The 13,014-nt window shown below is 69.9% G+C and carries 11 protein-coding genes; 3 read left to right on the top strand and 8 right to left on the bottom strand.

The genetic code is table 11. The annotated features are described in order from the left end of the window. The first annotated feature begins 29 nt into the window (after positions 1-29). Positions 30-1,250 (top strand): helix-turn-helix domain-containing protein, encoded by a 1,221-nt coding sequence (locus FBZ88_RS19605; protein ID WP_145618859.1) that lies wholly within the window; start codon positions 30-32, stop codon positions 1,248-1,250. A gap of 32 nt (positions 1,251-1,282) precedes the next feature. Next, positions 1,283-1,918, top strand: a complete 636-nt coding sequence (locus FBZ88_RS19600) for a Vgb family protein (protein ID WP_145618858.1) — start codon at positions 1,283-1,285, stop codon at positions 1,916-1,918. 10 nt (positions 1,919-1,928) lie between these two features. Here the strand turns inward: FBZ88_RS19600 and FBZ88_RS19595 are convergent, their stop codons facing one another. Further along, positions 1,929-4,886, bottom strand: coding sequence for an ATP-binding protein (locus FBZ88_RS19595; RefSeq protein WP_145618857.1), 2,958 nt, complete (start codon positions 4,884-4,886; stop codon positions 1,929-1,931). 245 nt (positions 4,887-5,131) lie between these two features. Between FBZ88_RS19595 and FBZ88_RS19590 the strand changes: the two genes are divergently transcribed. After that, positions 5,132-6,343, top strand: a complete 1,212-nt coding sequence (locus tag FBZ88_RS19590; protein WP_211102724.1) for an MFS transporter — start codon at positions 5,132-5,134, stop codon at positions 6,341-6,343. Between the two features lie 22 nt (positions 6,344-6,365). Here the strand turns inward: FBZ88_RS19590 and FBZ88_RS19585 are convergent, their stop codons facing one another. From FBZ88_RS19585 to FBZ88_RS31395, 7 genes are all read right to left on the bottom strand, one after another. After that, the gene (locus tag FBZ88_RS19585) at positions 6,366-6,830 is read right to left on the bottom strand and encodes a nuclear transport factor 2 family protein (protein WP_145618855.1); all 465 of its coding nucleotides are present in this window, start codon (positions 6,828-6,830) and stop codon (positions 6,366-6,368) included. A gap of 38 nt (positions 6,831-6,868) precedes the next feature. Then, a complete protein-coding gene (locus FBZ88_RS19580) occupies positions 6,869-7,399 on the bottom strand; it encodes a cytochrome P460 family protein (protein WP_145618854.1) in 531 nt (176 codons plus the stop codon). Positions 7,400-7,409: 10 nt separating this feature from the next. After that, the gene (locus tag FBZ88_RS19575; protein WP_145618853.1) at positions 7,410-8,465 is read right to left on the bottom strand and encodes an alpha/beta fold hydrolase; all 1,056 of its coding nucleotides are present in this window, start codon (positions 8,463-8,465) and stop codon (positions 7,410-7,412) included. A 113-nt stretch (positions 8,466-8,578) separates the two neighbouring features. Next, a complete protein-coding gene (locus FBZ88_RS19570) occupies positions 8,579-10,018 on the bottom strand; it encodes an aldehyde dehydrogenase family protein (protein ID WP_145618852.1) in 1,440 nt (479 codons plus the stop codon). 23 nt (positions 10,019-10,041) lie between these two features. Further along, positions 10,042-10,833 (bottom strand): alpha/beta fold hydrolase, encoded by a 792-nt coding sequence (locus tag FBZ88_RS19565; RefSeq protein WP_145618851.1) that lies wholly within the window; start codon positions 10,831-10,833, stop codon positions 10,042-10,044. Between the two features lie 29 nt (positions 10,834-10,862). Then, positions 10,863-12,131, bottom strand: a complete 1,269-nt coding sequence (locus FBZ88_RS19560; RefSeq protein ID WP_145618850.1) for an epoxide hydrolase family protein — start codon at positions 12,129-12,131, stop codon at positions 10,863-10,865. A 145-nt stretch (positions 12,132-12,276) separates the two neighbouring features. Beyond that, a complete protein-coding gene (locus FBZ88_RS31395; protein ID WP_145618849.1) occupies positions 12,277-13,002 on the bottom strand; it encodes a GntR family transcriptional regulator in 726 nt (241 codons plus the stop codon). Positions 13,003-13,014 lie beyond the last annotated feature (12 nt).

The raw sequence follows: 13,014 nt of genomic DNA, 5'->3' as shown, positions 1-13,014 counted from the left end.
TCGGGAGTGACAAGTGTGACGGGATACGCATGGACTCGCTGATCACGGCCGCCGGACGGGCATTGGCCCTGGGCGACCCGCTGGGCGCGCTGAACCGCGTCGCCCTGCGCGGTGACCCGCCGGCCCTGGCCCTGCGCGGCATCGCCATGGCGCAGCTGGGCGATCTTCCCCGGGCGCGGGCGCTGCTGCGGGGCGCCATGCGCGGCTTCGGCCCAAAGGAGGCCGTGGCCCGTGCGCGTTGTGCCGTGGCGGAGGCGGAAATCGCGCTGGCCGCGCGCGACCTCGGCTTTTCCGCCGCAACCCTGGACCACGCGCGCGAGGTGCTGGAGGCGCGGGGCGACCGCCTGAACGCGGCGCACGCCCGGTACCTGGAGATCCGGCGCCTGCTGTTGGTCGGCCGGCTGGATGAGGCGGAGGGGGCGCTGGCCCAGCTGGATCCCACCCCCTTCCCGCCCGCCCTGCGCGCGGCCCACGAACTGGTGGTGGCCGGCGTCGCCCTGCGGCGCGTGCGGGCTGAACCCGCTCGCGCGGCCCTGACCCGCGCCGGGCACGCCGCGCAACAAGCCGGTATCCCGGCCCTGGCGGCGGAGGTGGACGGTGTCGCCCGCGCCCTGACACTGCCGGCCGCCCGCCTGCTGACACGGGGAACGCAGCGGCTGCTGATGCTGGAGGAAGTCGAGGCGCTGCGGGCCTCGACCATGCTGGTCGTGGATGCCTGCCGCCTGGTGGTGCATGCCGGCGGCACCTTGATTGCGCTGACCCGCCGCCCCGTACTGTTCACGCTGGCCCGTTCGCTGGCCGAGGCCTGGCCAGCCGACGTGTCGCGACGCACGCTGGTGGCCCGCGCCTTCCGCGCCAAGGACGCCGACGAGTCCCACCGGGCGCGCCTGCGGGTGGAAATCGGGCGGCTGCGGGCGTTGCTGCGGCCGCTGGCCCAGGTGCGGGCCACCAGGCAGGGGTTCGCCCTGCAGCCCCTGGAAGCGGCCGAGGTGGCGGTGCTGACCCTGCCGGAGGAGGATGCGCTGGCCACCGTCCTGGCCTTGCTGGCGGATGGCGAGCCATGGTCCAGTTCCGCCCTGGCCATGGCGCTGGGCGCCAGCCAGCGCACCGTCCAGCGCGCGCTGGAAACGCTGGCGGCAGCAGGCAAGGCGCAAGCCTTCGGCCAGGGCCGGGCGCGGCGCTGGACCACCCCGCCCCTGCCGGGATTCACGACGACCTTGTTACTCCCCACCTTCCTGCCGGGCGATTAGCGTGGGACGGACATCCGACGGAGGCGCCCCCCATGAAACGATCAGCCGCTGAAATCCTGCGCGAATACGGCCCCTTCCCCGACATCGACCGCGTGCATGGGGTGACCTATGACGGCCAGCAGGTCTGGTTCGCCGCCGGCGACCGGCTGAACGCCCTGGATCCGGAAGGCGGCGCCGTGCGGCGTTCCATCGAGGTCGCGGCCCACGCCGGCACGGCCTACGACGGCCGGCACCTGTACCAGATCGCCGAGGATCGCATCCAGAAGCTGGACCCCGCCACCGGCCGGGTGCTGTCCACCATCCCCGCCCCGGCCGGGGGTGCCGATTCCGGGCTGGCCTGGGCGGAGGGCACGCTGTGGGTCGGGGAATACCGCGCCCGCAAGATCCACCAGGTCGATCCCGACACGGGAGCCATCCTGCGTTCCATCGAGACCAACCGCTTCGTCACCGGCGTCACCTGGGTCGACGGGGAGCTGTGGCACGGCACCTGGGAAGGGGGCGAAAGCGACCTTCGCCACATCGACCCGCGCACCGGCACCGTCCTGGAGCAGCTGGACATGCCGGCCGGGACCGGCATATCCGGCCTGGAATCCGATGGCGGCGACCGCTTCTTCTGCGGCGGCGGCGACAGCGGCACGCTGCGCGCCGTCCGCCGGCCCCGACCTTAAGGCCGCTGCATCACCAAGGCCAGGCCGACAGCGCGCCGCCGCCATCGGCCGTTCCCGGCAGATCCGCCAGCATCAGCAGCAGCTGGTCGGCCGCCCGCAGGTCGGCGGTGTCCAGCCCTTCCTGGAAGCCGTCGCGCAGGGGCCGCAGCAGGGCCAGTGCCCGGGCCGGCTGGCCCTGGTCCATCCAAAGGCGGGCGAGGTCGATCGCAGCGCGCAATTCCCATGCCTTCGCCGCCTGCCGTCGGCTCCACGCCAGCGCGTCGTGCAGCAGCGCCTCCACCTCCGCCGGTTCGCGGTCGGCCAAGGTCCGCAGGACATTGGCCTTGACGCGCAGCAGCTCGGGCATGGTGAACAGTTCGCCGCTGGCCGTGCAGCGGTCGATGGCGGCGTCCACCAGGTCCAACGCCTCCCCCTGGCGGCCACTGAGCATGAGGCCCTGCGTCAGCGCCAGGCTGAAGGTGGTGGTCAGCAGCTCATACCGGGCGGCGCGCAGGCGGGCCAGGCTTTCCTCCAGCCAGTCCAGCGCGTCGCCGGCGCGGCCCTGCTGGACGGCCAGTTCCCCCCGCAGGCCGCCGCTGGCGGCGATGTACGGCCCCAGGGCGTTGACCTCGGCAGCGCGGGCGAAGTTGGCCAGGCTGACCTCCGCCTTCTCCAGATCGCCCGCCCACAGGTCGACCGACAGTGTCCACAGCAGAGCGATGCAGTGGGTGACCGCGTGCTCCAGTCCCGCCGCCTCGCGCACGGTGCGGGCGGCCACGGCCCGGGCCTGGTCGGCGTGGCCCATCAGCCACAGCGCGCGGGCCAGCGCGATACCCGAACGGTTGCGGTGGTCGAAGCCGTAGTAGATCGTTCGCCGCCGGTCGGACGGCATGCTCTGCCGGATGGAAAACTCCAGTTCCTGGCGCGCGCTGGCCTGATCCCCCGCCAGGTGGTGGGAGATGCCGGCCAGGGAGGCGGCGACGGCCGCCGCCTCCGGCACGTCGATCACCTCGGCCACCTTGACGGCCATTTCCGCCCAGCCATGGGCCGTCCCGTAGTCGCCGATCCTCTCATGGAAGATCTGCAGGCGTCCCAGCAGGCGCAGCTGGCTCCAGTGGTCGTCCAGGGCGATGGCCACCGTCAGCGCGCGGCGCAGCGCCGTCTCCGCCGCCTCGCTGTTGCCACGGGTGAACATCAGCGACAGGCCCAGCGCCGCCTGGATCTCCAGCTCCACCGCCGTGTCGCGGTGGCCGTCCAGGTGCGCCACGGCCCGCGCACACCAGTCACGGCATTCGACCAGCAGCGACATGTTGGTGAAAACCGACACACTCGCCGCCGTCAGGCGGACCGCCAGCACCAGATCGCCGTCGGCACCGAAACTCCAGTCGAGCGCGCTGCGGATGTTGCCCAGCTGGCGCGAGAAATAGTTCACCCGGTCCAGGCAGCGCCGGGTGGGAAAGCCGGCGGCCTCCAGTTCGGTCAGGAAAAAGGCCGCGTGCCGCCGGGCCATGGTGTGAAAGGCTCGCTGCCCCCGGGCCAGAAGCTTTTCCCGGGCGTAGGCGCGTGTCATTTCCAGCAGGCGGTAGGTGCCGGCATTGCTCAGCCGGTCGGGGGAGAGCAGCGACTTGGTGGTCAGCTCGTCCAAGGCGGCCAACGCCACGTCGGTCGGCATGTCCTCGTCCGTCACCACCTGCAGCGCCGCATCGATGGAAAACGGGCCCAGGAAGACCGACAGGCGTTCCAGGGTCAGGCGCTCCGCCTCCGGCAGAAGGTTGTAGCTCCAGTCCAGGGTCGCCTGCAGGGTCTGCTGGCGCGGCAAGGCGGTGCGGCGCCCGGCCCAGGCCAGGCTGAACCGTTCCCCCAGCAGCTGGGCCGTTGCCTCCAGCCCGTGGGCCGCCACCCGCACGGCCGTCAGTTCGATGGGCAGGGCCATGCCGTCCAGCCGGCCGCACATGTCGGATACCAGGCGGACGGCGTCGACATCGAAGCGCAACGCGCTGTTGCCCGCCGACGCGCGCTCCACGAACAGCGCCACCGCCGGATAGGCCAGCAGCGCGTCCAGCGACAGGCCCTCGGCCGCGGTGTCGGGATAGGCCAGCGAGCCCAGCCAGTGTACATGCTCCGCCCGCACGCGCAGCGGCTCGCGGCTGGTGGCAAGGATGCGGACCTGGGGGGCGGCGTCGATGAGGCGTTCCACCACCCGCGACACGGCGTCCACCAGATGCTCGCAATTGTCCAGGATCAGCAACAGGTGTTCCTGGCGGACATGACCCAGGACCACCGCCATGGGATCTTCGGACTGGACGAGCGTGCCCAACGCCGCCGCGATGGCGGAGGCCAGCAAGGCCGGATCCTCCAGGGTGCCCAGATCGACGAAGCGGACCTTGCCGGCGAAGTGGGGCATCAGCATGTGCCCCATCTCCACCGCCAGGGTGGTCTTGCCCACGCCGGCGGCGCCGACGATGGTGAAGAGCGGCGTTTCCGGCACACGGCCCGTCAGCAGTTGCACGTCCCCTTCCCGACCGAAGACCCGCGGCAGGCGGGCCGGCAGACGGCCGGCGGCCTCCATGGAATAGAGGCTGCCGTCACGGGGCGCCGGGGGGGCGACCGCCGGCGTTTCCGCCGCCGGAGCCACCCGCTGCAGGGCGGCGACGAAGGCGTAGCCCACCCCCACCTGGGTCGCGATGTAGCGGGCGCCGTTCTCGCCATCGCCCAGGAGCTTGCGCAGGCCCGCCATGTGGAAGCGCAGGCTGCCATCCTCCACCACCACGTCCGGCCAGACCCGCTTCAGCAGGTCACGCTTGGCCAGCACGCGGCCGGGCTGTTCCACCAGGGCGACCAGCAGGTCGAAGGTGCGGCCGCCGATCTCGACCGGGGCGCCGTCGCGGGTCAGCAGGCGCTCGCCCACGGTCAGGCGGAAGGGACCAAAGGTGACGGGGCCATCCAGGGACGAGACCTGGATCGGGGGAATTTGGGAAGAGGAAGACATGTCGTTCACAAACTGCCGCCTTTTCGCAGCGCGGTCGAGTCACAAGCCATCGCCCGGGCCACAGTGGGCAGGCTCCGGCCGGAGGCGCGCGGACATCGAGGACAAGTGTGTGGTGCTTTCATCCCTTCCCCGCAAGTTAGAGCACGTTAGACCCTGTGAGACATAGGAATTCGGACCTGCCCCCCGTATACAGCGGGCCCGGAACATGGTCAGTCTCCGCGATGCGAACGAACTGGTATTGCAAATTGGGAACCAATTCCCGCCTGGCGTTCTGGACCTCGTTCGCGGGGTTCAGCCTGGATGCCATGGACGTGCAGCTGTACGCCTTCATGCTGCCCGTCCTGGTGGCCTTGTGGCATTTGACCCATGCGCAGGCCGGCCTGCTGGCCACAGTCACCCTGGTCTCTTCCGCCGCCGGTGGTTGGATCGCGGGGATGCTGGCCGACCGGCTGGGCCGCGTCCGGTTGCTGAAGATCACCATCCTGGGCCTGGCCATCTCCACCTGCTTCTGCGGCCTGGTCGACGGCTACGTGTCATTCCTGGCGGCACGGGCGTTCCAGGGGCTGTGCTTCGGCAGCGAATGGACGGTGGGCGCCGTCCTGGTGGCGGAGGCCGCGGCCCCCGAATTCCGGGGCCGTATGGTGGGTGCCGCGCAGAGCGCCTGGCCGGTGGGCTGGGGCCTGGCCGCCGCCAGCGCCACCCTGATCCCCGCGCTGCTGCCGCCGGACTGGGGGTGGCGGGCGCCCTTCATGATCGGGCTGCCGCCGGCCCTTCTGGTGTTTATCTACCGCACGCGCATGAGCGAAACCGAGGCCTTCCTGCAATTGACGCGCGCCCGGCCCGCGTGGAACGGCATCTTCGCCGCCCCCGTGCTGCCCTCCACCCTCAAGGGCTGCCTGCTGACCACCGGCATGCACGGCGGCTATTGGGCCATCGCCACCTGGTGGCCGGCCATGCTGAAGGCGGAGCGGGGGTTTTCCACCGCCACCGCCAGCCTGTATTTCGGCGCGCTGGTGGCCGGGTCCTTCCTGGGCTACGCCTTCGGCGCCTGGCTGGGCGACCGCAAAGGCCGGCGGGAGACGCTGGCCAGTTTCGCCCTGGGCGCCACCCTGCTGCTGCTGGCCTGCACGCTTTATCCCGTGTCCGGCCAGGCGCTGTTGCTGTTGAGCTTCCCGCTGGGCTTCTTCGCGCTGGGCATGTTCAGCGTCATCGGCGCCATCCTGGCGGAGCTATATCCGACCGCTCTGCGCGGGTCCGGCCTGGGCTTCTGCTATAATTTCGGGCGGGGCATGGCGGGCATCACGCCCTTGCTGATCGGTGGCAGCATCCTGGGCCTGGGGCTCCGCCACGCCATCGGCCTGTACGCCACCGCCGCCTATGCCCTGGTGGTGGTGGCCGCCTTCCTGCTGCCCGAGACGCGGGGGCAAGAGCTAAGGAGCGCGCCGGTGGAAAGCTAGGACGGCGGCAAAACCCCAAGCCTTACAGTCCCAGTTCCGAAAGCGAGGGGTGGTCGGCGGGGCGGACACCCAGGCGCCAGCGCAGCATACGCTCGTGTTCCTGTATGGGATGCTCGTTCACGCTGGTCAGGCGACGGCAGATCAGGCCGGTTTCGTCATACTGCCATGCCTCGTTGCCGTAGGAGCGGAACCAGGTGCCGCTGTCGTTGCGGAACTCGCTGGCGAAGCGGACGGCGACGCGGGCGCCATGTGACGCCCATAATTCCTTGATGGTCCGCATCTCGATCTCGCGGCGCCATTTGCGGGTGACGAAGGTCCGGATCTGCTCCCGCCCCCACAGGAAGTCGGCGCGGCTGCGCCAGTGGCAGTCTATGCGGTGGCTGAGGACCACGGCATCGAGATCGCGCAGGTTCCAGCCATCCTCCGCCGTCCGCACCCGTTCGATCAGGCTGGGGTCCAGAACCGGCGCCGCGTTATGCGTGGTCATGAGATGTCCTTAAATTCAAAGACGGCGACGCGGCCGCATCAGGGCGCATACCGGGTGAAGACATAATCCCGGTCCGCCACCAGCGCCTGGTGGCAGCCCCAGCAGGTCTCATGCTGGGCCTGGTCGGCCGGCTTGCCGTTGACGAAGCGGCCGAAGCCCCAGCCGCCGGTGGCGGCGTAGCGCTTGCTGTCCTTGACCATGATCTGCACCGTGGTCGACGCCCCGGGGACGGAGGCGGTGGCGAATTCCGGCGACTGGGTATGCTTCCAAGCCAGCTTCACCAGGACGGTGCCGTCCGGGAACGGCAGCGTGCCCGCCTGGTAGGCCTTGATGGCCGTGGTGTTGCCCACGATGGCGCGCAGCTCATCCAAGGGCGCCGCCTCCTGCGCCGGCGCCACCAGCTGCCAGGCGCGATATCCCTCGGGGATGGTCACGCCATAGAGGGGGGAAGCGGCCCCGGAAGGCGCGCCATCCTGCGCCCCTTCGGCCGACGCCCCCGTCGGCGCCAAGGGCAGGGCCGTGGCGGCTAGCGTGCCAGCCACCAGCAGCGCGCTTGTGAACAGTCGCATGGCGCGTCCCTCACATCTTGTCGGCATCGATGACGGCGCGGACGAAGTCGTCGGGCGCCTCCTGCGGCAGGTTGTGCCCGATGCCGCCGGTCACCAGGCGATGGGCGTACTTGCCGGTGAACTTCTTGGCGTAGGCCGCCGGCTCCGGATGCGGGGCGCCGTTGGCATCGCCTTCCATGGTGATGGTGGGGACGCCGATGGCGGGCGCCTGGGCCAGCCGCTTCTCCAGCTCATCGAACTGCGCCTCGCCTTCCGCCAGGCCCAGGCGCCAACGGTAGTTGTGGATGACGATGTCGACATGGTCCGGATTGTCGAAGGACGCCGCCGAGCGATCGAAGGTGGCATCGTCGAAGCCCCACTTCGGCGAGGCCAGGCGCCAGATCAGCTTGGAAAACTCATGGGTGTTGGCGGCATAGCCGGCCCGGCCGCGCTCGGTGGCGAAATAGAACTGGTACCACCACTGCAGCTCCGCCGCCGGCGGCAGCGGGGCCTTGCCGGCCGCCTGGCTGCCGATGAGATAGCCGCTGACCGACACCATGGCCTTGCAGCGCTCCGGCCACAGCGCGGCCAGGATGTTGACGGTACGCGCGCCCCAGTCGAAGCCGGCGACCACCGCCTGGCGGATGTTCAGCGCGTCCATGAAGGCGATGGCGTCCACAGCCAGGGCCGCCTGCTCGCCATTGCGCATCGCGTTGGCGTCACGCAGGCGCGTCGTACCATAGCCGCGCAGGTGGGGCACGATCACGCGATAGCCGGCGGCGGCCAGCTTGGGTGCCACCTCCGCATAGGCGTGGATGTCATAGGGCCAGCCGTGGAACAGCAGCACCGGCTTGCCATCGGCGGGCCCGATGTCGGCATAGCCCACGGTCAGGGGCCCGGCGTCGATCCGCTTCAGCGACGCGAAGGGATCGGCGCCGCCGGCCGCCGGCTTGCCGGTGGGCGTGGCGGCCGCCGCGCGGGCGGACGCCATGCCCCCGAAGGTGGCGGCCACGGCCGCCGCGGCGCTGGCCCCCAGCAGCTCACGCCGCCGCAGGTCGATCTTGTCGAAGGGGTTCGTGAGGTTCATGACCCAATCACCTTTGATCCGGCGGGGGGAGTGCCGTCCCGCCCGCGTTGCGTTTTCGTCAGGGCTCAGAATAACGATCGGTGCCGGACAGGCCCGTTATGCGTCGTGAGGCCTTATGAGCCGGCCGCCGGCCAGGGGCTTGCGCTGACGGCTTTAAGCTCCAGATGCGCCTCGATGCCGAAGACGCCATATTCCCGACCGACGCCGGACTGCTTGAAGCCGCCGAAGGGGGCCAGCGGTTCATGCGTCAGGCCGTTGATGGCCACGCGGCCGGCGTCCAGACGGTCGGCGATGGCGCGCGCCCTGGTCATGTCCTGGCCGATGAGGTAGGCGTGCAGGCCATAAGGCGTGTCGTTGGCGATGGCCACGGCGTGGTCATCATCGTCATAGGCGATGACGCACAGCACGGGGCCGAAGATTTCCTCCCGCGCGATGGTCATGCTGTTGGTCACGTCGGCGAAGATGGTGGGCTGGACGAAATAGCCGCGCGTGATGCCTTCCGGCCGGCCGGGACCGCCGGTGATCAGCCGTGCCCCCTCCTCCAGCCCCTTGCGGATATAGGCCTGGACGCGATCGTACTGGCGGTGGTTCACCAGGGGCCCCAGGGTGGTGCGGGCGATCCGGGGGTCACCGGGCACAACGTCCCGCACCGCGCCCCGGAGCGCCTGGCAAAAGGCGTCCACGCGGGCACGGGGCACCAGGATACGGGTGCCGGCGATGCAGGCCTGGCCGTTGTTGGCATAGCCGATGGACAGGGCCAGCGCCGCCGCCTTGGCCAGGTCGGCGTCGTCCATCACGATGGTCGGGGATTTGCCGCCCAGTTCCAAGGTCACGCGGGCCATGCGCTCCGCCGCCGTGCGCAGGATGGACTTGCCGACCGGCGTGGATCCGGTGAAGGAGATTTTACGGACGTCCGGATGGGCGACCAGGGCATGACCCGCCGTCGTGCCCCGGCCGTTGACCACGTTGATGACCCCGATCGGGGCGCCGGCCGCGTGCAGGCACTCGGTGAACAGCTGGACCTGCCAGGCGCTGTACTCGCTGGGCTTGACCACCACCGGGCAGCCGGCCGCCAGTGCCCCCGCCATTTTCACGCTGATGGCGTTGTAGACGCTGTTCCAGGGCACGATGTGCGCAGCCACGCCCACCGCCTGGGCCACCACCTTCACCTCATTGATGCGGCGGGTGAAGGCATAGTCCTCCAGCAGCGTGGCGGCGGCCAGGAAATTGTTCGCCGCCAGGCCGGCACGCCAGCGCGCCTGCTCGATGGGACCGCCATATTCCAGGATGGTGGCCTCGGTCAGGTCGTCGGCGCGGCGCCGCACAGCCTCCGCCAGGGCGTTCAGCAGGTCGATGCGTTCCTGCCGGCCGCTGCGCGACCAGGTGGGGAAGGCCCCGGCGGCGCTGGCCACCGCCCGCCGGGCATCCTCCTCATCCGCCAGGACCAGAACGCCCATCGGCGCCTCGGTCGTGGGATTGAGCAACAGCAGTTCCTCGCGGCCGTGGGTCGTCTGGAACGCGCCGCCGATATAGACTGTGTCGATGCGGTACATGGACCTTCCCCCCTTTCCTGCGATCAGGGCGCCGGGCTGGCGGCGGCCTTCTCAATCAGGGCGGCGACGGTGCCGGGATGCGACACCATCACGACGTGGGAGCCGCCCTTGACCACCACCGTCCCGTGGGAATGCGCCCGCTCGGCCATGAAGGCCAGGGCCTGGGGCGGGATGTTCCTGTCCTGGTCGCCATAGACGAACCAGGACGGAACATGGTGCCAGGCGCCTTCACCCGACGCCTCGCCCAAGGCGGCCTGGGCGATGGGGCGTTGCGTCACCGCCATCAGTTTGGCCTCGGCAGCCGGCACGTCGGCGGCGAACTGGTCGGGGAAGCGTTCCTGTTGGATGTAGAGGTCCTTGCCCCCATCCGACAGGGTCACGGCCGGGGCCAGTGTGGGGGCCAGCGTGCTGCCGGGGAACTTGCCGCTGAGGCCGGCCGCCGTCTCCCCCGCCTCGGGCGCGAAGGCGGCGACGAACACCAGGGACCGCACGTTGGCCTTGCCGTTGGCCGCCTCGCTGATGACGGAACCGCCATAGGAATGGCCGACCAGCACCACCGGCCCCGGGATGCTGGCCACGACGTCGGCCACGGCGGCGGCATCGCTTTTAACACCGCGCAGCGGGTTGGCGGCGGCCACCGCCGGATAGCCGTCCTTTTCCAGGATGCGGATGACACCGTTCCAGCTGGACGCGTCGGCGAAGGCGCCGTGCACTAGGACGATGGTGGGCTTCGGGGGCTTGGCGACCGTTTCGGCGGCGGCGACGCCGGCCGTCAGCAGCGCCACCGTGGTGGCGGCGGCGAAGAGTTTCTTCATGATCATTTCCTTGGGAGGGAGAGGACCGCTCAGCGCAGTGAGCGGAAGGCGGCACGCACCTCGGCCGTGAACAGCTCGGGCTGTTCCCACGAGGCGAAATGGCCGCCGTTGCTGGCCTCGCTGAAGTAGACCAGGTTGTGGTAGCAGCGTTCCGCCCAGGTCTTGGGCGCGCGGTAAATCTCACCGGGGAAGACGGTGACGGCGACCGGCAGCGTCTTGATGTCGAAGGCGTTGAAGTTGTTGGAGTGGTCTTCCCAATAGATGCGCGCGGCCGAGGCCCCGGTGCGGGTCAGCCAGTAGAGGGAGATGTCGTCCAGCATCTCCTCCCGCGTCAGCACGCGTTCCGGCTGACCGCCGCTGTAGGTCCAGGTCGCGAACTTGTCGTACATCCAGGCGGCCAGGCCGGCCGGGCTGTCCAGCAGGGAATAGCCGATGGTCTGCGGCCGCGTGACCATCATGTCGGCGTAGCCAGAGCTGTCGCGGTAGAAGGTTTCCAGCGCGTCGAAGGCCGCCCGCTCCTGGGGCGTGAGCGTGGCCGGGGCCGGGCCGCCGGCCTTCAGGATGGCCGCGATCTCCTTCGGCACCGTGGCCGGCATGTTGAGATGGATGGCCATCAGGCCGGGCACGTCTTGCCGCGCCATGCGCTGCGAAATGACCGAGCCGCAGTCGCCGCCCTGGGAAACGTAACGCTCATAGCCCAGGCGACGCATCAACGTGCCCCAGGCGCGGCCGACATGGTCGGACCCCCAGCCCTTGGCCGAGGGTTTGCCCGAAAAGCCGAAGCCGGGAATGGAGGGGATGACCAGGTGAAAGGCGTCGTCGGCGCTGCCGCCGTGAGCCGTGGGGTTGGTCAGCGGGTCGATGACCTTCAGGAATTCCAGGATGGACCCCGGCCAGCCATGGGTCATGATCATGGGCAGGGCCTTGGGGTGCCGGGACTTCACATGGATGAAATGGATGTCCAGCCCGTCGATCTCGGTCATGAACATGGGCAGCGCGTTCAGCTTGGCCTCAAGCTTGCGCCAATCGTAATCCGTGCCCCAGGTGCGCAGCAGCGACTGCATGGTGGCCAGCCGGACCCCCTGGCTGTCGTCGGGCACGGTCTCGGCCTCGGGCCAGATGGTGGCGTTGACGCGGCGGCGCATCTCGGCCAGCGCCTCATCCGGGATTTGGACCGTGAACGGGCGGATGGCCCCGTCGCCGGTGGCGGCCCGCACCGCGCCGGGCAGGGCGCCGAGGGCGCCGGCCGCCGCCGTGGCGGCCAGGAAATGACGGCGTGTCGCCGGGGGGAAATTCATCGATCGCTTCCCTTTTCCGCAGAGGATAGTCCCACGGCGAAATCAGTAAGCGAGAGACGGGCGCCCGGCCCGTTATGGCTTGTGATGCGGCATTGGCGGCTGTCAGCCGCGCCCCCGGTTTAGCCGCCACACCGGCGGACGGGCGTCATTCGCAGCGCAGGTCGCTCATGAACTCATAGCGGTCGCCGCGATAGGCCGAACGCGTGAATTCGACCGGCGTGCCATCCCCCAGGCAGGTGACGCGCTCGATGCGCAGCACCTCGGCATTCTCCCTGACGGAGAAGATGCCGGCCTCCGTCGGCGTGGCGAGCGAGGCGCGGATGCGCTGCTGGCCCTTCACCGGACGATAGCCGTGGGTGCCCAGGGCCTCGTACAGGGAATCGCCCAGTTCCTCCAGCGCCGGCAGGAAGCGCGCCGGCACCACCGCATGCTCTATGGCCAGCGGTTCCCCATCCGACAGGCGGATGCGGCTCAGCCGCGCCACCTTGGTCACCACGGGGATCTCCAGCATGGCCGCCTCATCCTCCGTGGGGCTGGCGTAGGCCTTCATCATCCAGATGACGCCGGGCTTGTCGCCGCGCCGGCGGGCATCGTCGCTGAAGCCGCTGAGGAAGGCCGGGGCCTCTATCCGCGGCGCCACGAAGGTGCCCGACCCGTGCTTGCGGAACAGCAGCCCTTCCTCAATCAGCTTGTCGATGGCCTTGCGGATCGTCACCCGCGACATGCCGGTCAGGTCGCTGAGATTGCGTTCCGACGGCAGGGCGTTGCCGGGGTCGATACCGCCCGAGGCGATCTGTTCCCGCAGTTTCCGCGCGAGCTGCAAATAGATCGGGGTGCTGTCGTCGGGCTGGGGGGCCAATTTATCGCGCATCGGGATCACATA

This window comes from Nitrospirillum bahiense (assembly GCF_007828025.1).
In the GTDB taxonomy this organism is placed as follows: Bacteria; Pseudomonadota; Alphaproteobacteria; order Azospirillales; family Azospirillaceae; genus Nitrospirillum; species Nitrospirillum amazonense.
This window is presented reverse-complemented; position numbering and strand designations above follow the sequence as displayed.